Origin of the sequence: Bacillus sp. CBEL-1 (genome assembly GCF_004348885.1) — a bacterium.
GTDB lineage: Bacteria > Bacillota > Bacilli > Bacillales > Bacillaceae_H > Priestia > Priestia aryabhattai_A.
Map to the genome: position 1 here is coordinate 1 of NZ_SBIM01000008.1, position 23828 is coordinate 23828.

Annotated in this window: 20 protein-coding genes; 1 reads left to right on the forward strand and 19 read right to left on the reverse strand. The window is 36.7% G+C overall.

The features are described 5' to 3' along the window. Positions 1-213 precede the first annotated feature (213 nt). The 12 genes from EPL02_RS06045 to EPL02_RS06100 all read right to left on the reverse strand — a co-directional run bounded on the left by EPL02_RS06045 (position 214) and on the right by EPL02_RS06100 (position 14548). Positions 214-801 carry a histidine phosphatase family protein gene (locus EPL02_RS06045; RefSeq protein WP_094912314.1) on the reverse strand — a complete coding sequence of 196 codons (588 nt, stop codon included), beginning with the start codon at positions 799-801 and terminating at the stop codon, positions 214-216. A 69-nt stretch (positions 802-870) separates the two neighbouring features. Continuing rightward, the gene (locus tag EPL02_RS06050) at positions 871-1350 is read right to left on the reverse strand and encodes a zinc metalloprotease (protein WP_062686939.1); all 480 of its coding nucleotides are present in this window, start codon (positions 1348-1350) and stop codon (positions 871-873) included. A 132-nt stretch (positions 1351-1482) separates the two neighbouring features. Beyond that, complete coding sequence (locus EPL02_RS06055; RefSeq protein WP_094912313.1) at positions 1483-1941, reverse strand: flavodoxin; 459 nt, start codon at positions 1939-1941, stop codon at positions 1483-1485. 23 nt (positions 1942-1964) lie between these two features. After that, a complete protein-coding gene (locus EPL02_RS06060; RefSeq protein ID WP_131887256.1) occupies positions 1965-2363 on the reverse strand; it encodes a hypothetical protein in 399 nt (132 codons plus the stop codon). A 189-nt stretch (positions 2364-2552) separates the two neighbouring features. Further along, positions 2553-3356, reverse strand: a complete 804-nt coding sequence (locus EPL02_RS06065) for an alpha/beta fold hydrolase (protein WP_131887257.1) — start codon at positions 3354-3356, stop codon at positions 2553-2555. Positions 3357-3434: 78 nt separating this feature from the next. Continuing rightward, a complete protein-coding gene (locus tag EPL02_RS06070) occupies positions 3435-3806 on the reverse strand; it encodes a DnaJ family domain-containing protein (RefSeq protein WP_131887258.1) in 372 nt (123 codons plus the stop codon). A gap of 220 nt (positions 3807-4026) precedes the next feature. Further along, the gene (locus EPL02_RS06075; protein ID WP_131887259.1) at positions 4027-6903 is read right to left on the reverse strand and encodes an ATP-binding protein; all 2877 of its coding nucleotides are present in this window, start codon (positions 6901-6903) and stop codon (positions 4027-4029) included. Next, positions 6893-7261, reverse strand: a complete 369-nt coding sequence (locus tag EPL02_RS06080; protein WP_094912305.1) for a response regulator transcription factor — start codon at positions 7259-7261, stop codon at positions 6893-6895. Before EPL02_RS06080 ends, EPL02_RS06075 begins: the two co-directional genes overlap by 11 nt. An 11-nt stretch (positions 7262-7272) precedes the next feature. Next, complete coding sequence (locus EPL02_RS06085) at positions 7273-10494, reverse strand: hypothetical protein (protein WP_131887260.1); 3222 nt, start codon at positions 10492-10494, stop codon at positions 7273-7275. Then, complete coding sequence (locus EPL02_RS06090; RefSeq protein WP_094912301.1) at positions 10491-11900, reverse strand: glycosyltransferase family 2 protein; 1410 nt, start codon at positions 11898-11900, stop codon at positions 10491-10493. The genes EPL02_RS06085 and EPL02_RS06090 overlap by 4 nt, the downstream gene beginning before the upstream one ends. Next, entirely contained in the window at positions 11893-12858 is a 966-nt protein-coding gene (locus EPL02_RS06095) for a HEAT repeat domain-containing protein (protein WP_165932523.1), read from the reverse strand. Before EPL02_RS06095 ends, EPL02_RS06090 begins: the two co-directional genes overlap by 8 nt. Positions 12859-12943: 85 nt before the next feature. Next, positions 12944-14548, reverse strand: a complete 1605-nt coding sequence (locus EPL02_RS06100) for a response regulator (RefSeq protein ID WP_131887262.1) — start codon at positions 14546-14548, stop codon at positions 12944-12946. Positions 14549-14933: 385 nt separating this feature from the next. Here EPL02_RS06100 and EPL02_RS06105 point away from each other — a divergent pair, with 385 nt between their 5' ends. Continuing rightward, complete coding sequence (locus EPL02_RS06105; protein WP_094912437.1) at positions 14934-15440, forward strand: hypothetical protein; 507 nt, start codon at positions 14934-14936, stop codon at positions 15438-15440. 56 nt (positions 15441-15496) lie between these two features. Here EPL02_RS06105 and EPL02_RS06110 read toward each other — a convergent pair whose 3' ends face one another. From EPL02_RS06110 to rbsC, 7 genes are all read right to left on the reverse strand, one after another. Continuing rightward, positions 15497-16240, reverse strand: coding sequence for a sugar phosphate isomerase/epimerase family protein (locus EPL02_RS06110; protein WP_131887263.1), 744 nt, complete (start codon positions 16238-16240; stop codon positions 15497-15499). A gap of 93 nt (positions 16241-16333) precedes the next feature. Beyond that, positions 16334-17140 carry a carbohydrate ABC transporter permease gene (locus EPL02_RS06115; protein ID WP_094912435.1) on the reverse strand — a complete coding sequence of 269 codons (807 nt, stop codon included), beginning with the start codon at positions 17138-17140 and terminating at the stop codon, positions 16334-16336. A 77-nt stretch (positions 17141-17217) separates the two neighbouring features. Beyond that, positions 17218-18069, reverse strand: a complete 852-nt coding sequence (locus EPL02_RS06120; protein ID WP_094912295.1) for a carbohydrate ABC transporter permease — start codon at positions 18067-18069, stop codon at positions 17218-17220. Between the two features lie 117 nt (positions 18070-18186). After that, complete coding sequence (locus EPL02_RS06125; RefSeq protein ID WP_094912294.1) at positions 18187-19467, reverse strand: ABC transporter substrate-binding protein; 1281 nt, start codon at positions 19465-19467, stop codon at positions 18187-18189. Between the two features lie 760 nt (positions 19468-20227). Next, positions 20228-21499, reverse strand: coding sequence for a 3D domain-containing protein (locus EPL02_RS06130; RefSeq protein ID WP_094912293.1), 1272 nt, complete (start codon positions 21497-21499; stop codon positions 20228-20230). A gap of 430 nt (positions 21500-21929) precedes the next feature. Beyond that, the gene (gene rbsB / locus EPL02_RS06135) at positions 21930-22823 is read right to left on the reverse strand and encodes a ribose ABC transporter substrate-binding protein RbsB (protein ID WP_413691473.1); all 894 of its coding nucleotides are present in this window, start codon (positions 22821-22823) and stop codon (positions 21930-21932) included. A 35-nt stretch (positions 22824-22858) separates the two neighbouring features. Next, positions 22859-23827: a ribose ABC transporter permease gene (gene rbsC, locus EPL02_RS06140; RefSeq protein ID WP_094912290.1), complete on the reverse strand. Its 969-nt coding sequence runs from the start codon at positions 23825-23827 to the stop codon at positions 22859-22861. Position 23828: the final 1 nt, after the last annotated feature.

A 23828-nucleotide genomic window follows, 5' to 3' on the forward strand; every position in this document is an offset into this window, starting at 1 on the left:
AGTTCGACTGGATAACTAACTCTTGTTCCCATAGAAAAAAACACCTCCAAGTGATGGTTAGGTACTACATACCCAGTTTTCAACTTAAAGGTGTTTTTTATTTGTCTCACTTTACGGGGTCAGTCCCTCAACCGTTCAGGTTTTTTATTAGTTGAATTACTTATGTCCCAGCCTTTTATAGCATCCATACAAATAACGATAAAATTTATCTTATTAAACAAGATGACTGTGGTTGTTTAAGATTTGGAGCTTCCACTTTTTGTCCTCGTAGGTAAAGGTTGTGATGCTCGTGTTTTGCAGAGCTGTTTTTCCTGTGCCGTGCTCTCCGTTTGTTACGTAGTGGATAAAGGTATTAATGATGGCTCCGTGGCTCACAACGGCTACCTTTCTTCCTTTAGATTCTTCCATAATTTCCGTTAGACGTTTTAAAAGGCGCTCTTGAATGACTTCTAGTGCTTCCATATCGTATAAAGCTTCGCTTCCCCAATTTGTATCATAATTGGGAACTAGGTCTCTTAATGAAGCAACCGGCTTTCCTTCTAGCTGGCCAAAAGAGCGCTCTCTCAATCTTTCACATGTTTCAATGTTATTAATACCGGATGCAGTCGCAATTGCTGCTGCCGTATCGTAAGCTCTCGTTAAATCGCTTGAATATAACTTTTCAATTCCTTCATTCTTTAAAAATCGTGCAACTTGCTGAGCTTGCTTCATGCCTTGCTCATCAAGTCCTATATTGCGCTGCCCTTGAATAAGCTTCTTTTTATTCCATTCGGTCTGTCCATGACGGATTAAGTACAGCATACCCTCACTCCTTTTTCCCTTTATTCTTTATTATAAAGAATAAAGGGATATTCAGGTGAAAAGTTTACCTTAATCAGGATTACATGATGCTTTTCCATGGCGAAGCACATCAAAGATAGCTTGACCATCACTTGAAGAGTTCTCCGAAAATCTAACGGGTAATAAAGAAAATACCGTATAGTAAACTGAAAAATAAACAAACTGATAAAAGAACAGATTTGCTGTGAAAAAACTAGATTCAATTAAACTATTTACAATAAAGATGGATGCTAAATTAGCCAATGATCCTCCCGCATAGACACAAGCATGAGAAAAACGGTTATCATATTTTAGCTTTTCATATACGCAGACGGAGTCTAAAAAATATATTGATTTCAACTTAATTTTCTTCCATTTAAAGATTGTTCTTCCTTTTCCAATTGTAAAGTTTACCTGTCCTCCGAATAGTAAGGCCATAAAGGAATGACCTGACTGATGGATAATAGATACAATAGGAACAATGAGCAAAAACGAAAACAAAAATTTAGGAATATCATCTAATCCAAACACAGTTCCATCTCCTTTATCATACGATTTGTTACCACTACTATTCCACTTTGTATCTCTTTAAAACCTGTGTTTTTCCAGTTTTATTCATTCAGTTAAACCAAAAACCTTCTGTAATCGTACAGAAGGTTTTTGTTAATAAGCGCTAATATTTAGTTCATTTAAAAAAGTAACAGCAAATGCTTCACAGGCTCGAATATCTTCTTCCATCTCAGGAGCCATTTCAATTTTTAAACCGGTGCAAACAATATCCGCTCCGCACTTTTTTAACCTTTCTTCAAGTAAGTCTACCGCCGCACAGAACTCTGGATAAACGCGGTCCCCAGAACCAAAAGTAGCGCCTTTTTTACCAATTAAGTTGATTTCACCTAAATTGTCATAGAAATCTTCAGCTTCATAAGGTAAATCTCCGTTCCCCCACGTATACGCTCCGAGTAAAATACCATCGTACGCTTGTAAATCTTGTACATCTAATAATTCAAGCTCTTCCATATGTACTTCATGTCCTGCACTCTGAATTTTATGTTTTAACAGATAAGCTATCTCTTCTGTGTTACCAGACATACTTGCATATCCAATTAGAATTTTTGCCATTTCTTTACTCCTCTTACTCGCATTTAAACAATTTGTGCATGAATTGTATCCACTTTATCTCTTATCTTTTGCAATTTAAACCGTTTGCTAACCATTGAATGAAATAGTTCGCGGTTTTGCGTATCGAGAGCTTCGTTAATCTTAAAGTTTAAATGATTCATTTGAAGATCTAAATCTAGGATTGAACAAATGACTCCGTTCAGATATAAATCTTGAAGCTCTTCAGTGCTTATGAAACATTGAAACTCTCGATTGACATCCATTAAGGAATGCCATCCTAACGAATCAATATATTTCCGTTCATCAGTCAATGTCCATACGTCTCCTTGGTGAAAGGTAATAACGTGTTGGTGACTTTCTCCAGGACAACAGCAGCTTACTTCATGACTAAATGCCTTTACTACGACTAAATGTTTATCCATTGATTTTTCTCCCTTTCTATTTATAAATTTCAATTCAGTCTCTCTAAGACTTCCTTATGTTAAAAAAGCTTATTGTTTCCAATTAGTAATTGATAATTATTATCAGTTTATATGATAATGATTATCAATGTCAACTATACTTTTTTAATTAAACAAAAAAAACATGTATATGTCATCATATACATGCTTTTAATCTCTTTTTAAAAATTGATAAACGGCTTCATCTACTTCGTTGCTCTCATGTAAATTTGAATGCGATTCATGAAACGTATGAAAGTGAATATGCTCGGTAAACGAATCAAGTCCATAGGCACTTTCAATCGTCACAACTCCATCAGTCCCATCGCCAATATCTCCAGCTCCGGAAAACACATCAATATGTTTTGCGAAATCTTCTTTATTAGCATGGATGTCTCTTAATGCAGCAGAGTGAAAGACCAAATCGCGAGCTCCTTCAGACGCCTGATGACTCTTTGCATGTGGATACATTTCCATTAGTTCACCATAGTCTAATCCCTTTAACGGCGATCCAAGCGTTACCAACTTATGAACATCTTTAGGTCTTTCTAAGCTAACTGCTGTAGCAGTTAAACCACCCATACTATGACCTAATAAATCAACAGAGGAAACATGGTACATTTTCTTTAAGTCATCGATAATACGTCCAACCCATTTCGTCTGCTCTTCCAGACTTGCATCTGCCTTTTTAAACACAATGTGTACCATAGGCAGATGCCCCGCTAACTTCCCTTTTTGTTTCCACTGTACTGTTCCATCACTTCTCACAATACAGTAAGCTGATTTTTGCCCCCAATTGTTTTCTTCAAATCGTTTTATCATCGTACCTAAGCTATTTTGATTTCCTAAATATCCATGTATAAACAAAACAGGTATTTCTCCCGACGAACTTGCACGCTTTGTTTGGGACGAGAAAATATACCAGCAAAAAGCTACTAATAATATAATGCTAAGAAGCAAAATGAATATTCTCAAGCTGCTAGCCTCCGATCGTGCCTTTACCATACTATTTCTCTAAAAGATTGTACTCCTATATTAGCTGTCTCTCGTTTGTTAGTCAAAAAATTTCGCATGAATCTTTCGTTGATACTGACGATAAGAGGGAGAAGACGCCATGCCTTTTTGCTTTACGATTTGCTGTAGCCTTACTTTTTTTTCTGTTAATTTTTGTTCTACATCAGCTTTTTCATCACCGTTACAAACAGCTGCCAGCTGTTCAAGCGTAATGACTTCTTTTTTTAGCTGTTTCTCATCTGAAACCATGCCTGCATTTTTCATCATTCGATATGCTTGACGCAGCTCTTCTGGAATATGACTCAGGTCTTCTAGCTGTAGCGGCTTTCCTGCTCCTGATAAATTATCGAAATCACCATCGTTAATCGCTTGTTTGATTTTTTCTTCCGCGATAATGTGGGCAATATCCATATTCCCCCTCCTTTTTATATACTATCGACTAGTTATGACTAATTTATAAAAAAAGCCTCCTTATATCAAATAAGGAGGTAAAAAGTTGTTCAAAGGTCATCATTGTTATGCCTACAGTTTAATAAAACCACATTATGATAGCGTTTTCAAGTTATTTTTAAAAGAAAGAATGGCTTTCACCACTCTTTTATCCTGTCTCGCTCTAGCGTTTTACTTTACACTATTCTGTATCTGATCGTGGAACTAAGATCTCCCCGTTTCCTTCATTTTTTTCTACAATCATTTGCAAAATTGTATTTGTTAATTTACTAGGTTGGTACGGTTTCACTAAATAAGCATACGCTCCAAATTCCATGCCTTTATTCTTTTCATCGAGAGCTGAAGAAATAAAAATTGGAATATGTTCAGTAGTTGGATCACCTTTCAGCATCTTTAAAATATCCCACCCGTTCATTTCATGCTCATGCAGCATAATGTCTAACACAATAGCTTCTGGCGGATTAGCTTGTATCGCTTCTATTGCAGCTTCGCCTCGATCAAAATGTCGAACGTAAAAACCGCTTTCTTTTAGCTCTACTTGCAACAGGCTTGCTAAACTTTTATCATCTTCAATAATGATGATGCTGCGCTTTCCGTCTTCTTTTTCTTGCTCAATTTGTTCAACAGAATGAGTTGTCATTAAAGGCAAGCTAACGGTGAATGTGCTTCCTTTTTTCCATTCTGAATTAACTTTAATCTCACCCTGGTGTGATTTAACGATTTCTTTTACAATAGAAAGCCCTAATCCTGTTCCACCAATTTTTCTCATATCTGAATTATCTACGCGATAAAACTTTGTAAATAGCTTATTTATTGCTTCTTCTGGAATTCCAATTCCTTCATCTTTAATTGAGATATGCACTTTATCATGCTCTGCAAGTGCTTTTATTTGTACATTCCCACCATCTGGCGAATACTTAACAGCATTGTGAATTAAGTTGTTAAATAGCTGTATGAGCTTATCCTCATCACCAAAAACAATAAGATCTTCACTACTTGTAATGATATCAAAGGTATGCTTTCCTGCATTCACCTGCTGAACGTTTACCACTTGCTTTAAAACCGGAACTAAATTCACATAATTTTTGTGATACGTTTGCGTTCCAGATTCCATTTTTTGCACATCAAGAAAATCGTTAATTAAAGCTGTTAAACGCTGAGCTTCTTGGTAAATGGTATTTAAATATTTCGTTTGCCTTTCTGGTCGAAGCGTTTTGTTTAACATAAGTTCTGTGAAGCCTAATACACTCGCTAGCGGTGTTCGAAGTTCATGGCTTACTGTACTAACAAATTCAGATTTCATTTGATCTACTTCAAACTCTTTTGTAATGTCTCGGTGAACAAATAAAACGCCAAAATGCTGACGGTTACGATAAACGTATTCGCTGTATACTTGAATTACACGATTTACTCCTGCAATATTTACTTGATATATGACAGTTGACTGGCGATTTTTAGACATATTAATGGTGTCAGTAATGAATGCTAGCAGCTCTTCACTATTATCTACTCGTTCACTAATTTGCTTCGTCCATTCATCCAACGGTGAGTTAAGAACAGTTTTTGAATGCTGACACCCGAAGATTTCACAAATATTTGTATTCACTTGTAAAACCTTACCTGATACATCCACAAGCTGAATGCCTTCTTTAATAGAATTGAGTACATCCTGAGACAATAAACGATCATGCTCAGACTCTTCGTAAATATTAATTTTCTCTAATGTAAGCGCTACTTGTTTACTTAAAGCAGAGAAAGTATCTAGATCGTTACTTGAAAAATCGTTAGTGTATCGGCTGTAGCACATACAAGCAATCAGTTCACCTTTGGATGAAATGACTGGTACAACAACGTCATATACATACATTTCTTTCTCATGATAAAGCTTCTCTGACTGTTGGCATAGCCGCTTAATAACAACAGGCTGATGTTCTTCTTTAAGCAGAGCTAAATGACTATCTAAGTTTGTAAGAGCTTGGTCTACGGCACTATTTGACAGTCCAATTGAAGCATGCCCTTTTTCATTTAAAAGAGCAATGAATCCATAATCTACTCTCATTACTTTTCGCATGTTTTTTACAATGCTATCTAAGACCTCTTGTTTTTTCAGAGAATTTTTCAATTCATCTATAAAATCATTTCGCGATTCTAATTCATGCTCTCGTTCTTTCATTTTATCTAATGCACTTTGCAATTCATCCTGCTGACTATGCAGCTCATCTTGTTGTGCAGTTAGCTCTTCGTTTTGAGCGAGCAATTCCTGTTCATTCGCCTGTAAGCTCCGTACCATTTTATAAAAAGCGTTGGATAGTACGCCAATTTCATCCTCACGCTTTTCATCTAGCTCATAAGATAAATCTTTACCATCAGCAATTTCACTAGCCACATAAGCAAGCTCGTTCAGAGGCTTTCCAACTCGTTTTAATAGGACCCTTGTTAATACAACGAGCACTAGTAAGCTGAACCCTAACAGACCAATAAAGAACCATTGGCTTTGATTCATATTCGTAGAAGCATCTGCATAAGCTACATCTATTTCATCTGAGAGTTGCTGTTGGTATGCGTTTAAGTCTTGTTGAACTTTTTCAACGCCTGCTGTGGCATCTTTGCGCTTTTGACTCTTACGTATTTCCTCTATTCCCTTCTTAACATACACATCTTTAAATGTTGGCATCGTCTCGGTGAAATAAACATTTACAAAATTATCAAGGTTGCGAATCATAGCTTGATCCTTTTCGTCAGCTAAAAGGAATAGCTCATCAATATTTTGCTGTAGAGGTTCTTTTCTACTCAATGCTTGCTCATACATGCTCTCATTATCAAATGCAATGTAGCCTCGAGCTTGAAGAAAAGCTTCATTTAAATCCTTTTTAATCGCAATAATTAGCTTTTCTTTTTTCGTTAACTCTTTACGCTGCTCGTCAAACGTTTCGGCAATATTTTGTTGAGCGTTAATAAGCACAACAGAACCGATTGCAAACATAACAAAAAACACTAGTATCAGTAAAATAAACTGGGAAGAAATACTCTTTCTTCCCACTTTTAATTTAGTTTTCATTTAAAATATCCTCAACCTTTTCCGCTAGTGCCAAAGGGCTAAATGGCTTTGACATAAAGTGCGTGGCCCCTGCTTCAATGACCCTAGACTGATCAGCAAGTTGATTTTTAGCTGACAATACGAGAATGTGTTTATACTTCTCGCTATTGATTGCTTTTAGCTTCTGAATTACTTCTAAACCGGTAAACACAGGCATCATATAATCCACAATAAGTAAATCAAAGTCTTCTTTTTGTGCATATTCAACAGCTTCTTGACCATCCTGTGCTTCTACTATTTCATGCCCTTCATCTTCCAACGTATCTACAATTAACATACGAAGCACCGCTTCATCTTCAGCAAGTAAAATTTTCGCCATTATTCTCCTCCTCAATGCTGGTTTTTAAAAGTATCTTGTAAAATATAATAAGACGATTTTAACCTCTCGTGATAAGTTGGCTCCTGCCACATTTCCCATGTATAGTGATAAAAGCTTTCAGATGGCAAACGGTTCTCTTTCATAACTGGAATTGTATCCGTTATTGCTTTTGTTTTGTGATTGACTGCTACAACAGCCAGATCAATTCCATCCAAAGTTACACTTTCTGATAGCTCACCTTTTTTCCATACGTCTCCCATTGCTTCTTTAGAACTCGGATCTTTCATGTTTAATAACGCCCATGGAATACGAATCTCAAAGACACCTGTTTTTTGATTCAAATAATAGTCTGCTAAGCTATCGAAATCCTTGTCTTTGGGATCTGTGGTACCAAACTTAAGCTTTCCAGCTTCGTATGATTCAAACGGAATAGTTTCTTTCTGTCCGCTTTCATTTTTAATTTTAAGCTCTTTATTAAGCGTTAATCGAATTGGATGGAACACCCCGTTATCTTTTTGATTCGCATACGGTACAGTTGGAATCATCTGCAGCTTATGTGCATAAGAAAAATAAAACGTATCATAGTAGCTATCAATCCAAAGATGACTGTTTTCTTTTCCATTAAGTTCAGCGACAAAATCAATGCCTTGTGTTTTTAAGCCTGGTAGCTGCTTTATGTTCGACTGACCTTGATCTTTAATTGTGTTGAAAAGCACATATAAACTTTCATCTTTAAGATTGTCTGACTTCCCTTTTACGTATAAATATCCTTCATCACTCGTTACTTGGAAGTTCTTTAATGAAGAAGAGGAACTGCTTTCTGTTGTTGCTTTCTTCCAATCATCCTCTTTTCCGTCAATAATTACTTTTTGCTCTCGTCCCGGTTCAAAGCTTAGTAAACCAAAATGCTGTTCATTAGTTTGCATATTATTCCAAAACGGTCTGCGGTCAGGATTGTCATAGTCCATTGTATTCCACGTTCGCTTAAACCACTCATCTTGCCATGTGAAAACAAGTCCTCCAGCCATTTTTTCTTCGACGATGTCTTCAAACAAGTGCGTTAGCATTTCTCCTTGTTCTTGTTCTGAATGAAATCCTTGATTCCATCCGTATCGATTGCGGTGTGTTAAACCTCGGGAAGCTGGAATACCAAACTCAGCCACAAGGAGCGGCATGTCGTGAACTTCTTTCATATGCTGCAAGTAACCAGCGTAATTATTTTTTTGACCACGGTGATCTACATAACTCACATAGCGAGATTCATAGTTTAAAAAATCCGGGTAGTAAGGATAGATATGATACGAAGCAAACAACCCTGGTTCAAACTGATCCGTTGCATGAATTAGATTTGGATTAACTGTTACTTTATCTTCGTCTACTGAAGGTTCAGATGGATGCGTCAATAAATCCGTCGTCACCCAGTTTGTAAAGCTCATAGGCCTTTGCCATTTGTAATTTTTCTGTTCATAATCAATGGTTTGTTCCATCATTTCAGCGAGCCATACCTCAAACGGCTGTGCTCCTTGTGTGTAAATATACTTACCTTTAAAATCCTTCATTCCTTGATGCTTCTCATTAGTTGATAATACAACGTCTGGGTCCCACTCCACTCCAATCATCCATCCAAGTACATATGGCGAAACATCTGCTTTATACGTCCCGCTTGCATGCCCTGCACGCTTTGGTAATGTTGCGTTACCGTGAACTAAATCAACTACGCGCTTAATTTCATCTACAAACTCAGATGTATTTTCTTTTGAAAAAGCGTCTTGCGACTCATAAAATACTTCTTCATTAATCCACACACCATGGAAAATGTAAAGAGGCTCTTTTGCTTGCTGATTGTATTCAGCTAGAGCTTCATAAAAACCTGGAGGATGAATCGTATATACCCGAATAGCGTTGGCATTCATTTTACCTATTTGCTTAAACCATCTCATGTACTCTGCCTTTGTAATAGCCGTCTCTCCAGGAAAATGTCCAGGTTTCGCAATCCCCATATTAACACCTTTTACTAGAATGTCTTGCCACTTTCCGTCTTTATAAACCTGCAGATAATCGTCTCCTGCTTTTCCAGTAGATTGATAGTCCTTGCCACTATAGACTTCAATCGGAAGCTTTTGGTCTTTCGCCTCTTTACTTTGAGTGACAACCTCTTTCATTAGCGGAATATATACATTCCAATAGAAAGCAGTCGAATCATCTCTTCGCAAAGATGTGATCCATTTTTTCCAAGTTGGATAAAAAGATGCTTGATGGAAAGCAGGTATTTCTCCTTCATCTGCGAAATCCCCTGCAAAGTAATACGTATCATATTTACTAGTCTTATGATACGTTACTGCTGGAATCGTTGTTGGAATATTGTGCTCTAAAAGTTTTTGCTTAGCTGAGCCTTTTAAGTTCAACGTATAGGTTGCTTGAATCTCCCTTTCATCTTGTGCTTGGATAACATCAAACCAATACTGATATGCTGCTTCATCATTCAGCCCAAGTTCCTTCTGACCGCTCTTGGTGTACTGAAACCAAACTGGATTATCTTTTAATTCTTTTTCGGTAATTACAATTAGTTCATTTTGTTCATTTACAAATAATAACCCTTTACCTTTGAGAGCCCATCCTTCTCCAAACTGCTCTCGATACGCTACTTTAGCCCAATTTGGAACTTCACTACTGCTAAAATCTTCAAAATAACGACCAATCCATCCTGTCCAAGTGACATTATAGAGATCGTAAAGCTCTGCTCGTACCTCTTTGGGAGTTGGACTTGCAAACGTATTAAATTCTCCAACAAGAGTTGAATGGTGATCATATAAAGACGTGCGGATAAAGGCAATATCTTCTGATGTTACTCCCCCATACAACAGCTTAGAGCGATTGCCTTCTTGCACACCGTCCTTCAAATCCTCTTCATATACTCCGTATCCATCTGCTAAATAAATCATGTCATAGTCATTGTTCTTTGGTAACGAGCGAATTGTATACTTACCGTTATCCTCTGGAACAAATCCTACATAGTCTTTCTTGGGGTCATAGGCTTTCCCGCCTTTAACTAACTTAGACTGATTTAACATCCACACAAGCCCTTGATGCTCCCGATACTCTGAATTTGGTACTGTTTTATCAATAATTAATACACTAAAGTCCGTTTTTCCTTTTAAAGCCCATACAATAAATGGAGATACAGCTAGCAATATAATAACCGTAATCCCTGCTGTCCAAAGCCATTTTCTCATTGCGACACACCCTTTCTTTGCATGTCACCCCAGCCTGTTTTCTTACGTAAAACATCAATGAGCCCGTGACAGCGCCAAATTACTGTTAACGGTCGATACCAAAATGATTCTGTAAGCGAGAAGAAAAATAAAACAGCAATATCTCGTACTTTTGGAAATTTTTTGAGACTCCACTCTTCTAGCAATACTGCTGCCATTGAATAGAGCGAACCATAAATAACCATAATCATAAACAGTAAATAAGCAAATTCTAGATATACTCCGCCTACAATAAGAGAAACTAAAATAAATAAGTAACCTGCTAATTCCACAACTGGGCCAATTAACTCAATAAAAAAGAAATAGGGCATCGATACCATTCCAATACTTCCGTACTTTGGGTTAAACATCATTTTCTTATGTTTCCAAAGACTATCAAACAAGCCCCGATGCCAACGGTTACGCTGACGACTTAAATATTTTATTTCATCTGGTGCTTCCGTCCAACAAACAGGATCGGCGATATACACAATCTGCTTTTTTTCTTTCTTATCTTTTAAGAGGCGATGAAGGCGAACGATAAGCTCCATATCTTCACCAACTGTTTTTGAATATCCACCAGCTTCAATGACCCAGCGTTTTGAAAATACGCCGAATGCTCCTGAAACAATTAGCAATAAGTTATGTCGACTCAATCCAATTCTCCCCATTAAAAATGCCCGTAAATATTCGATGACCTGCATTACAACAAGTGGCTCTCTTGCTAAACCTACAGATACAACGGCTCCATTTTCAATTCGACAACCGTTGGCAATCCGAACGCTCCCTCCAGAAACAATTACGTCGCCATTTGAATCAATAATTGGTTTCATTACTTTTAAAAATGCATCGCGTTCTAGTACCGAATCTCCATCAATTGAACAAAAATAAGGATAATGTGAGATGTTAATCCCCGCATTTAAAGCGTCCGATTTCCCTCCATTTTCTTTGTCAATTACATATAAATATTCGTAGATCTCTGATTGATAAAGTGCTTTTATTTGCTTTGTTTGTAACTGCTGTCGTATAACTCGATTCACTTTTTTCAGCTGAAACTCTTCAATTAATTGCTTCATCGTACCGTCTGATGAACCGTCATTAACGACAATTATCTCGTATTCTGGATACTCGATACTAAGAAGAGAACGAACGCTGCCGATGATTCCTTTTTCCTCGTTATACGCAGGAACTAAAATAGATAGTGGTGTTGTGTAGCTAACCTTCAGTAAGTCTTCATAAGGCTGTTTATCATTCAGCTGGTACTGTCTTCTTAATTGCACAGCTGAAATTAAAAACATAACAAAATAAAAAAGGAGTACAACTGCCATATAGATCAATACAGCTGTACCAAGGAAATATAAAACATAATGCCATATGGTATTAAACACTTCGTTCACCGCCTTTTTCTAGCCATTCATTCGCCATGTCACGTGCAAAGAGATCTTGTGTTTCCGCTGAAATCACACGTAGCCGCTCATATCCATTTGGAGCCTGAGTAATAGCTTGAGCTGCATTAGACCGAACAAGAAAGCTACGGTCATTTAATAGCTTCTCTAGCAACAGCAGTGCATCTTCTTCCTGTACTTTACTTAATAACTTTGCTGCCATCATTCTCTCTTCCCATAAATCTGATTTTACATGCTTCACCAAACGCGATGTCTCTGAAACGTAGGAAAGTTGATGCAGTGCTTTTAAAGCTCTAATACGAGCTTCATCTGATGTAGAATAAAGCTGGCTTTCTAAAAGCGAAAGTTGCTCAATTTTCCTATTAATCCCAATCACATCTATTATTGCAAGCTGTACAGCTTCCTTGTGTTCTTTAAATCGAACAACGAACCGTTCAAATTGTTCAGCACTCATCATTCCTAACAAAGATCGGTACGTAAATTCTGAGCGTTTATAACGATTACTCAATAGATATTGTTCATACTTTGGATGTTGAAAAAGCACTAGCATTCTTAATATTTGACTTTCCTCCGCTATCGTAACTCTCTTTTTATCCAGTACCTTTAGAACATCATCCAGGAGTGATACCATGTGTAGCTCTTCAATTGCATATAAAGCATTCATTCGCACGCTCCACCGTCGATGTTTCAGCTGATTGCGATATACATTCCCAAATTCTTTTTTTGCATAGCGTTGAATAAATTCCAGCAACTCTTCGCCATTCACTACTTTTACAAGTCCTAGTAGTAGTTCTTCGACAGCTATAATCTGCACACTATTTTTTGGACTTATCCTTAAACTCTCATCCTGTAAGTACATATACTGCATAAATGACTCTTGAATACTTTCTTTATAATTCTCTACTTGCTCTCTTTTACGATTTACACGGGCTTTTTTCATAAGTAAATACACGAAGAAAATTATCAACAACACAAACAAAATCAAAAACAAATAAAACACCCACTGGATCTTGATGATTTCCATATTATTTCACTCTCTTCATTAACAGCTGCATTCTTGCTTCTAATTCCATTAACTTAAACGGCTTTGTCATATAATCATCTGCTCCTAGCTGCAAGGCTCTTTGAATATCATTTTCACTATTCCTTGATGTCAACATCACCACTGTAAATTGATCATGGCGTTTTTCTTTTCTCAATCGCTGGAGTACTTCTAATCCATCCATTTTTGGCATCATTCCGTCTAAGATAACAAAGCAATGAGTATCTTCATTTATAATAGTTGAATTCATAAACTCTAAACCGTCTTTATACGTATGAATTTGCACCTCGTAGCGATTTCCAAGATCAATTCGCCCGAGTAATTCGGTTAACATAGTACGAATGATTGGATCATCGTCAATAATGGCTAAGTTAAATTTCTTCAGCTTCATTTGTTGGTGATAACACGATACTACTACTTGGTTACGCCCTTTTTCCTTTGCTGTATAAAGTGCGCGGTCAGCTTGATTTAATATGTTTTCCAGAGTACTTTCACTACTCACTTCAGCTACCCCAGCTGAAAATGTGACAAAGAAAGTCTGATTATTAATATGGAAAGATTCTTTTCCAAAGCTACTTAAAATACGATTCAATGTTGTTTGTGCTTCTTCAGCATTCGTCCTTGGAAGGTGTAATACAAATTCTTCACCACCATAGCGAAACAGCTGGTCTGTTGTTCGAATATTTGATTTTACATGCTTCACAAATCTCTGTAGGACTTCATCTCCCATTAAATGACCATATGTATCGTTTACTTTTTTAAAATGGTCTAAGTCAATCATAGCGATGCAATAAGCTTCTTTATTACGAATGTAATTTGTTTGTTGCTGCTTATACACTTCGGTTAAATACTTGCGGTTATAAGCACCTGTTAATTCATCTACCAATAAATACTCAGTAAACAGCTTACGGCGTTCTAAGTGACGCTCAATCTTTACTAGACACTCTTCCATATCAAGAGGCTTCGCTAAGAAATCATCTGCTCCCATTTGAAATGCTTTAATCCTTGTTTCTCTACTGTTATCTGCACTAATCATAATTGTCGGAATGAAACGTTGCCTCGCCTGCTCGTTAAAATAAGAAAGTAGTTCAAATCCATCTTCTTCCTGCATGTATACATCTAAAATAAGGCAATCGGGTTTTAATTCATAAAAAGCAGTAATCGCTTTTTCTCTATTTGACGCTACAAAGACGTGCCAGCCTTGCTGTTCAAATTGCTCTTTCAAGTAAATTAAAATGGATAAATCATCATCAATTAATAAAATACTAGCTGATGTTTGAGCTGGCTTATCGTTGGCCATAATTTGCTCAACTTCTACAATCTCATCTTTATAACAAATTTTTATAATATCAATTAGCAGGATCTGTAGTTCTTTTGTATCCCAAGTTGACTGTGGATTTTCAGATATCCCATCCAAAAGCTCTGCTGATACTTTTCCTAAATATTCAAGGCCAATTGTTTGAGACGTACCAGCCAACGAATGCAAGAAACGTTTTACATCTTGGTACTGTACGGGTTGACTTTTTTCAAACCATTCCTGCAACTGCTTGCGTATATTCATTAGCAAAGCTACCTGATATTTTTCCATTTTAGACAACACCTTTTTTGTTTTTTCATTATGCTATATAAAAAACCTTAATATTAACATATAATGGTTTACTTTTTATCAGTTATAAAGACCTACCAATTTCCAAACTATTACTCTAGAAAAATATACCTCATTTTACAATTGCAAACAACCTCTTCAACCTATTAAAATATGGGCTTATGATTGACAATCACTACTTCATTTGTTAGGGTAGTTAACGTTGTTTATTTTATGATATGAACAATATATCCTAGTTATAAATGATAAAAAGAGCACCTCAGTTTTTATTCTTATGACTAATTATTTAATCTATAACCACTACGCTTTTTCCACAATTATTATTTTTCCTAAAATGTAAATTAGATGAAAGGAGATTATATCAGTGTTGAGTGCATTTACTCCATCAGAACCCAAAGATGCGGAAGAATTACAAGAAACATTAGATGAATTAGAATTTCAGTTATATCGCATGCAAGATAACTTAAAAGAAATTGCTAAAAAATATGAGGTCATTGGTGTTGATCAACCTGAAGAAAATGAACTAGTTATTGTATCGGCACAAAATGACGGAAATGAATGCAAAATTATGATTAACAATTGTCATAAAGCGTATAAAGGCGTTTGGGATTTTGCCATTCATGGGGTATATGAAGACGACCACACCATTCATATTGGTGACATTAAAGGGCCAGTTAACAAAGGGTATGGTTCTATCTGCATGAACTATTTAAAAGAAGTAGCTCTTGATCAAAATATACACACTATTAAAGGCGATATCGCAAAGCGCGATTGGGATCATGTTAATCGACTAGTTCATTTTTATGAAAAACACGACTTCCACGTTGAAATTGACTATGATAACCAATGCGGTGAAATTGAATGGACCCCTTAAAACCAAAAACACATCTGCAACAGTTCGTTAACGAAACGAATGTGCAGATGTGTTTTTTATGCATGCTGTAAATAATAGTTTAAGCTTTGTTTAACACTTTCTAACGCTGAACCTTCACATTGATCTTGCTCAATAATCCACCATTTAACATCCATACTTTCAGCTTGATTAAAAATGGCAGTTATGTCCACTCCTCCAGTTCCAAGAGGTGCAAATAGCTGCTTGTCATCTGTCGTCATGTCTTTTAAATGAATTAAACGAGCGCGATCTTGATATTTCTTCATCCATTCAACAGGATTTTCTCCTGCTTTTGTAAGCCAGTATACATCAAACTCTACGCCTACATTTGTTTCATCTAAAATTGTTTCAAGAGCTGACTTACCATTTTGTAGTTTCTTTAATTCAAAGTCATGATGGTGGTAATAAAGCTTAATACCCTCTTTTGAACAGCGACCCTCCGCGTGATTTAATACGCTGATTAGTTGTTTATAGCCATCTTCTGTTTGTCGCTCTGGCAGTAAATACGGACATACAATCGCTGTATTACCAAGCTCTTTTTCAAACGCAATAACACCTTCCAGGTTCTCTTCAAGCTGTTCTAACGAGATATGACTAGCTGCAACTTGTAAGCCTACTTGCTCTAAAAGCTCTCTTACCTCTTGTGCTGAATATCCCCCATAACCTGCAAACTCTACGCCTTCGTAGCCTAACTCCGCCACTTTTTTAATCGTACCCTTAAAGTCTTTTTCTAACTCATCTCGTAGCGTATAAAGCTGTACTGCTACTGGAATCCTTGTCATATTTTTTCTCCCCTTTGTTTTTGATTTGTTTCTAGCATACATTGAAAACGTAATCATTTCCAACAAAAAAGCTCCGATAATCGGAGCTTTTTCTTATTTTACAGCACTTCCTAACATCCCTGAGATAAAATGACGCTGAAGTGCAAGGAAGAAAATAATGATTGGAATTGTTGCAATTGTAACGCCCATCATTACTTGTCCATAGTCAATAAACGATAAGCCAATTAAGCTAGATAACGCAACAGGTAATGTTGCCATTTCATTTGATGTGGTCGCAACAAGAGGCCACATGAAATTGTTCCATTGCGTCATAAACAGGAAGATTGCAGCTGCTGCCATTGCTGGCTTCATAGAAGGCAGTACAATCGTTAAGAAAATTCTAAACTCTCCAGCTCCATCGAGTCGCGCAGCCTCAATTAACTCCGTTGGAAAAGCTAAAAAGTTTTGTCTTAGCAAGAAGATAGCAAATGGATAGCAAAGCTGCGGTGCGATTAACGCGAAATACGTATCCAATAGGTTGAAATTAGACATCATTTGAAACAGCGGTATTAATGTTGCTTGATATGGAATCATCATTGATAGTAAAAACGTTGTAAAAATAAGGTTTCTTCCTTTGAATTCAAACTTAGATAATGCATAAGCCGCTGTCGAACAAACCATTAGCGCTACAATGACATATACAATGGATACAAACATTGAATTAAAGAACACACGTCCTAAGTCAATAGAGGCATTTAAATTTTGAAAGTTCGTCATAAACTGATCGCCAGGTATTAACGTTGGCGGGTTAGTAAACATCTTACCCGATTCGTTTGTAGCACCGATAAACATCCAATAGAACGGAAATATAGAAATGACGGTAAAAATACCTAATAAAAGGTACAAACCAATTTTTCTCAGCAATCCACTTTTTCTTTTTTTATTCGCATTTAACTTTGTATTAACAGTTGTCGTCTGTACTCTCTCTACTACACTCATTATTTATCACCCGTAAATTTAAATTGGAAGAATGTTAATACACCCACTAGTAATACAACAACATATGCAACTGCTGATGCATAACCAAAATCAAAATATTCGAAGCCATTTTGATAAATGTATAAACCAAGCGTCATCGTTGAGTCGGCTGGACCACCTTTAGTTAAGTTAAAAGGCTCATCGAATAATTGTAGCGTTCCAATCGTTGATAAAATGGTTGCAAATAAGATAACTGGTTTAAGCTGTGGAACCGTCACATGGAAAAACTTTTGAAAGCGATTAGCTCCGTCTAAATCTGCAGCTTCATAAACTTCGTGAGACAAGCTTTGTAATGCAGCTAAGAAAATAACCATATTGTAGCCTGTCCAGCGCCAAGTCATCGCCACGATAATTGAAACTTTCGCCCAGAAAGGATCTCCTAGCCATTGTATTGGATCTATACCGATAAACCCAAGTAACGTGTTCATGATTCCTTCATCTTGAAGAATGATGGAGAATAAGATTGAATATGCAACTAAAGACGTCACCGCTGGTAAGAAGAAGGATACACGGAAAAGTCCTCTTAGCTTCAGTAGCTGGCTGTTTAACGCATTTGCTAATATTAATGCAAGTAGAATCATTACTGGAACTTGAACAATTAAAATGATTCCCGTATTACCAAGCGCTGTCCAGAAAATATCATCTCCAAGTAAGCGCGTGTAGTTTGAAAGACCTGTAAAGGTATATTCACCTGCATCCATTGTTTGAAAGCTTAAAAGAAATGAAGAAAAGATTGGATAAATCGTAAATAATGCAAACAAGATCAAGGCAGGTGCAATAAAGACATATGGCAATGATTTATTTGTTTTCATGATGACCTCCGTTTTACACCGCAAGCATGAGACTTTGAGTTGAATCCCCTGCTTCAAAAAAGCAGGGGATATGGCCAATTCAATGCTTGCTTAACGTTCTATTTTTTTAGTAAATGCTTACTTAATGCGATTTTCCAAACGCTTTTCAGCTGCTTCTAATGACTTTTTAATGTCTTTGCCATTCGTTACTTCTGATACAGCTTTTACAGCTTCATCATTCGCAAGCGAATAGTTCCCAGTAAAGTTAACTGGTTTAATATCCTGCATTTCATCTGCGAACGTTTTCCAAATCGTTTGGTTGCTGAAGTATTCATCAGGCTGTGTGAATAACTCTGAATCATATACAGTATTTAATGAAGGGAATAATCCACCTTCCATTGCTGCTTCTTGAACTGAATCTGTTGTCGAGAAGTATTCCATAAATTTGTAAGCTTCATCAGCTTTTTTACTGTTTGCTGTTACGACATAGTTACTGCCACCTAGGTTTGAAGCACGATTTCCACCTTTTTCAAATGATGGAAGTAAAAACACCCCCCATTTTCCTTTTAGATCAGGTGCTTGTTGCTCAATTGAACCGTATAACCATGCGCCTGATGGAGAAGATGCTACTTTGCCTTCAGCTAATGCACTGATTGAAGCATCCCAACCAACTGTGTTACGAACAACACCAGCATCTTTTAACTTTTTGTTAAGTTCCATTGCTTGTTGAGACTCTTTAGATGTTAAATTAAGTTCACCTTTATCATCAAAATAGAAGGTACCTTGTTGTGTTAATGCAATACGGAATAATCCGTCATCATTGTTTAAATCAAGACCTAGTAAATCAACGCCGACTTTTTCTTTAATTTTTTTACCAGCAGCAATGTAATCATCCCACGTTTCGATTGTAGCTGGATCTACGCCAGCTTGCTCGAAGAAGTCTGTTCGATAGAAGACACCTGTTGGACCAGCGTCAAACGGGAAGCCATACATGTCACCATCTTTGGAAAGCAGCTGCTTTTTAAATTCAGGGAATTTATCACCGTGCTCATCAAAGCCTTTTTCCGATAGGTTTAAGAATGCTTTTGGAAATGAGTTAACGTATCCTTGGAAGCGATCATCTTCCACTAATACGATATCTGGAAGACCTTTACCTCCTGCTTGTAAACCTGTTGTTAGTTTTGAGTAAACGTCTTCACGCCCCATATCTACAACTTTTAATTTAAAGTCTGGATTTTCTTTTTGGTATTCTTCAGCTGCCTTTTCTAAAACAGGAACGTTAATATTCCATGCCCAAGCAACTACTTCTTTTCCATTACTACCGCTTCCACTTGCTTCGTCTGCTGATTTTCCTCCACATCCCGCTAAGATCAGCGTGAAAATAAGTGTAAAGCTGATAAGACCAAACCAACGCTTCATCATAATCCCCCTCTGAATAAACTCATTTTCTTTTTCTTACAAAATTTGAGTTTGATGTAAACGTTACATAATTCTTTTTTGCCTTTTTGCAAGCTTTATGTAAGCGGATACAATTAACTTAGTTAAATTATATGAAGGATTGACCATTTACTCAATGGTAAAAATAAAAGGCAAAAATGATACATTTTTGCCTTTTGTTTAAATTTATACAGTAAGGAAGGCTTTGCTAAAAGAAGGATAACGTTTGCTAGTAAAGAGAAGAGTTTAGAATAAGTTAACCATTTGTTAACTAAAACCCCTCCGTATAAGTAATTTGAAAATTCAATCACTTGTTGGAATTTAGGTATTTAGCACTCTTTCCTTTATAAAGTTGTAAACAATTGTATTTCACGCTACAAAAATGTAGTTTGCTAGCTGGTGAAAAAGGAAAACAGTTTTTTTTGCTATTGCAAAGAGACTTTTTTGCTAAGGTGACCTTTTAGCAGCAATAATTTATTTAAAGGCACTAACGATTCTCTCTACTTGGCATGCTTTTAATGACCACATTACTTGTTTCTTATAATTTTAACCCCCCTCTTTACTTGGCGTAATTTCCATTATAGCTTGCTTCCTTTCAGCAGCCTCCTCGTAAACTGCAGGGCTTTTTCACAGGAGAAACTTTTGATAAAAACATTTCTTGCCTCTAGTAACTTATATATAACAGTTTGGTGCTTGTAAAATCGGGTAATAAAAAAGCATGGGAAGAGTCCCATGCTTTTTGTTAGTTAAGTACCGTTATTTTTACTGTGCGGCGTCCCCATGACATCGCTGCAGATTGGCTTGGTACGAATACGTCAATTTTATAACCTTTAATTGCGCCACCTGTATCACCAGCAACCGCGACTCCGTATCCTTCTACATACACTTTAGAACCTAAAGGAATGACTGATGGATCAACTGCAATTACTTTTAAGTGAGGGTTAGCTTTTAAATCAATGCCTGTTGCTGTTTTACCACTACAGCCTGCGCAGCTTGCCGTATATGCTGTTGATTGAACATACATCTCTTTGCCACTTACTTTTTCTGGTTTAGACTCAGAAGCAGGCTTAGATGCTGGCTTTGCAGCTGGTTTTGATTCTGTTTTAGCAACTGGTTTTGTGCTTTCAACCTTCTTTTCTTGCTTTACTTCAGCTTTAGCTGTTGCAAGCTCTGCTTGACGTTGAGTTTCTTCTTTTTCAGCTTTAACTGCTTCTTCTTTCTCTTTAGCTACTTTTTCAGCTTGCTCTTTTGCCGCTTGTTGCTCTGCAGAAATTTTATCTTGAATTGTTGCTAACTGTGACTGCAGGCTTGCTTTTTCAGATGAAGCTGATTCAATATCATTTACAACTGCGCTGTACTTCTCTTGCATTTTTGTTAGAGCAGCTGTTTGTTTTGAGATATTTGATTCTAATTCAGCTTTTTTTGCTTTTAAATTAGCTTCTTCATTTTCTAGTACTTTTTCTTGCTTATCAATTTCTTTTTTATCTTTTTCAATCTGATCTAAGTCTTGTTGATGCTGCTTTAAAATATCATTGTCTGCTGATAGAAGCGTTGTTGCTGCACCCATGCGCGCAACTAAGTCACCAAAGCTTTCAGCGTTCATTACCATTTCAAGCATAGCATTCGATTTATCATCATGTTGCAATGCAACTAAACGCTCTTCAATAATGTCTTTACGACTAAGAACTTTTTCTTGAAGCTCTACAATCTCTTCTTTCTTTTTCTCGATCATGCTTTTCGCTTCTTTAATTTTCTTTTCAGTTGAAGCTAATTCTTTCTCATTATCAGAAATAACTTTATGTAAAGAATCTAATTCGCTTTGTAATGCTTTTACGTCCGTATCGATTGACTGTTTCTCTTTTTCTTTTTGTTGAACAGTCTTTTCGCTTTCTTTAAGCTGTTGTTCAGTACTTTGGAGCGCTTCTTCATTCGATTGGGCGTGAGTCTCTGTTATGCCTGCCGTGAAGAACATTCCCGTGACTGCTACAAGAGTCATACGCTTTAAAATTTTCATAAAGTAATAGTCCCCTTTCCTCATAGACATAGTTATACCATAAAAAAGAGGCGAGTTATGTTACAATACCGTTAAAAGTTTCCCATTTTCTGTATATAAGTATAACTTTTTATTCATACATTTACGTGAACCCCTGCTGTATAAAGGTTTTTTTAACTTCTCATCTTTTAAATGACTGTAAAAAAATGTCCAATATACAATGAAGAATTTTGTCAAAAAGTCGTTATGTTACAGAAATATTACATTGTTACAACGAAAAATGGGGTGTTTGTGAACTAATTCACGTAATTATTTTACATTTACTTACTTTTATAGGGTTTTATTTACTTTTTTTCTTGGGTGTTATAGTAAAAACATCACATGTCTCTTACTTTCTCACAATAGTAAAGCCTCTTGCCTAGTAAACTAGGCAAGAGGCTTTATGTTTTTATTATTCCTTTGTAACAAGTTTTAATGGTGCAGAGATTTTTTCTTCAACTTTTTTACCTTGTAACACATCTTTTGCTGCTTTTACAGCAAGTTCTCCAATAAGTTCTGGTTGCTGAGCAACAGTCGCAGTTAATGCACCTGACTCAACAGCTTTAAGAGCGTCCTCGTTGCCATCAAAACCTATGACTGCAATGTCTTTTCCTGAACTAGTAATTGCTTCAATAGCTCCTAGCGCCATTTCATCATTATGGGCAAATACCGCTTGAATATCAGGGTTTCCTTGCAGGACATTTTCCATCACGGTTAACCCTTTTGTACGATCAAAATCAGCAGATTGTTTAGCTACAACGTCTAATTGCTCATCTGCGATATTATGGAATCCGCTTCCTCGCTCACGCGTTGCTGAAGCTCCAGGTACTCCTTCTAATTCTGCAACTTTTGCATTTTTTCCTAATGTTTTCACCACATACTCTGCAGCCATTTGGCCACCTTTTACGTTATCAGATGCTACCAACGCTTCTACTTTTCCTTTTTCAGATGAACGGTCAAGCGTCACAACCGGTACTCCGATACCATTTGCTGACTGAACTGCTGTGGAGATAGCAGAAGAATCCGTAGGGTTAATAAGCAGCGCGTTAACTCCTTGCTGCAATAAATCTTCTACGTCATTGATTTGTTTGGCAGAGTCGTTTTGTGCATCAACTACAATTACTTCAATACCTTGTTTTTTTGCTTCTTTTACGACACCATTTTTTAATGACACAAAAAATGGGTTATTTAAAGTAGAAACCGATAATCCAATTTTCATATCTTTGATATCTCCACTTTGAGAAGGCTTTGCCCAAGTTGGTGGTTCTAAGGAACATGCCCCTAGTAACAAAACGGACAAAGACATAATAAGTAATAATACTTTTTTCACGTTGATCCCTCCTACGCTGCTTTTTTACGGTCAATTAGTACCGCAATTAAGATAACAATCCCTTTCACAACCATCTGATAGAACGAAGAAACGCCGAGTAAATTTAAGCCGTTATTTAATGTTCCAATGATAAGTGCACCAATCAACGTTCCGACGATTCGTCCTTTACCACCTGTTAAGCTTGTACCACCTAAAACAACTGCTGCGATGGCATCTAATTCATAGGAAGTACCAGCAGTTGGCTGAGCAGAATTTAGACGTGATGTTAAGATTGCTCCGGCTAATGCAGCTAATAATCCAGCTAATGAATAAATCATAATTTTAACGCGCGGTACTTTAATTCCCGAAATAAACGCAGCTTTTTCATTACCGCCAATTGCATACGTGCGACGTCCAAACGGTGTTTTGTGTAAAATAACCCATAATACAATAAATGCAAGCATCATCGTGATAGCTGGTACTGGAATGCCTAAGAAATAACCACGACCGAATAGTTGGAAATAATAATTGTCTCCAAGTCCAGTGATGGGATTACCGTCTGTGTAAACGAGCGTTAAGCCTCTAAAAATAGTCATTGTAGCAAGTGTTGCAATAAAAGGTGCCATTTTCCCTTTTGTAATTAACAAACCGTTTACTGCGCCCATTGCAGCTCCTAATAAACACCCAATTAAAATCGCTAAGATTGGATCAATTCCTGAGACTATCATCCCAGCCATTAACGCACTGGATAGAGCTAAAATTGAACCGACTGATAAATCAATTCCTCCTGTTAAAATAACAAATGTCATTCCAAATGCAATCAATGCATTAATCGCTACTTGGCGAAGCAAGTTTAAAATATTAAGCGGTTCCAAAAAACTAGGATTTAATACCGATACAATGACTACTAAAATAAAGAGTCCAAGTAGTGGTCCTAGCTTTTGCATCATGTTAGACATATAATTTCCTTTGCTTGACTGTAAATCGTTAGGCGTATTCATA

Bases quoted from the DNA above. Each gene is read 5' to 3' on its own strand.
- EPL02_RS06045 (WP_094912314.1), bottom strand. From the start codon at position 801: ATGCTGTACTTAATCCGTCATGGACAGACCGAATGGAATAAAAAGAAG.
- EPL02_RS06055 (WP_094912313.1), bottom strand. From the start codon at position 1,941: ATGGCAAAAATTCTAATTGGATATGCAAGTATGTCTGGTAACACAGAA.
- EPL02_RS06060 (WP_131887256.1), bottom strand. From the start codon at position 2,363: ATGGATAAACATTTAGTCGTAGTAAAGGCATTTAGTCATGAAGTAAGC.
- EPL02_RS06070 (WP_131887258.1), bottom strand. From the start codon at position 3,806: ATGGATATTGCCCACATTATCGCGGAAGAAAAAATCAAACAAGCGATT.
- EPL02_RS06075 (WP_131887259.1), bottom strand. From the start codon at position 6,903: ATGAAAACTAAATTAAAAGTGGGAAGAAAGAGTATTTCTTCCCAGTTT.
- EPL02_RS06080 (WP_094912305.1), bottom strand. From the start codon at position 7,261: ATGGCGAAAATTTTACTTGCTGAAGATGAAGCGGTGCTTCGTATGTTA.
- EPL02_RS06085 (WP_131887260.1), bottom strand. From the start codon at position 10,494: ATGAGAAAATGGCTTTGGACAGCAGGGATTACGGTTATTATATTGCTA.
- EPL02_RS06095 (WP_165932523.1), bottom strand. From the start codon at position 12,858: ATGAAAAAAGCCCGTGTAAATCGTAAAAGAGAGCAAGTAGAGAATTAT.
- EPL02_RS06100 (WP_131887262.1), bottom strand. From the start codon at position 14,548: ATGGAAAAATATCAGGTAGCTTTGCTAATGAATATACGCAAGCAGTTG.
- EPL02_RS06110 (WP_131887263.1), bottom strand. From the start codon at position 16,240: ATGACAAGGATTCCAGTAGCAGTACAGCTTTATACGCTACGAGATGAG.
- EPL02_RS06120 (WP_094912295.1), bottom strand. From the start codon at position 18,069: ATGAAAACAAATAAATCATTGCCATATGTCTTTATTGCACCTGCCTTG.
- EPL02_RS06125 (WP_094912294.1), bottom strand. From the start codon at position 19,467: ATGAAGCGTTGGTTTGGTCTTATCAGCTTTACACTTATTTTCACGCTG.
- EPL02_RS06130 (WP_094912293.1), bottom strand. From the start codon at position 21,499: ATGAAAATTTTAAAGCGTATGACTCTTGTAGCAGTCACGGGAATGTTC.
- rbsB (WP_413691473.1), bottom strand. From the start codon at position 22,823: ATGTCTTTGTCCGTTTTGTTACTAGGGGCATGTTCCTTAGAACCACCA.
- rbsC (WP_094912290.1), bottom strand. From the start codon at position 23,827: ATGAATACGCCTAACGATTTACAGTCAAGCAAAGGAAATTATATGTCT.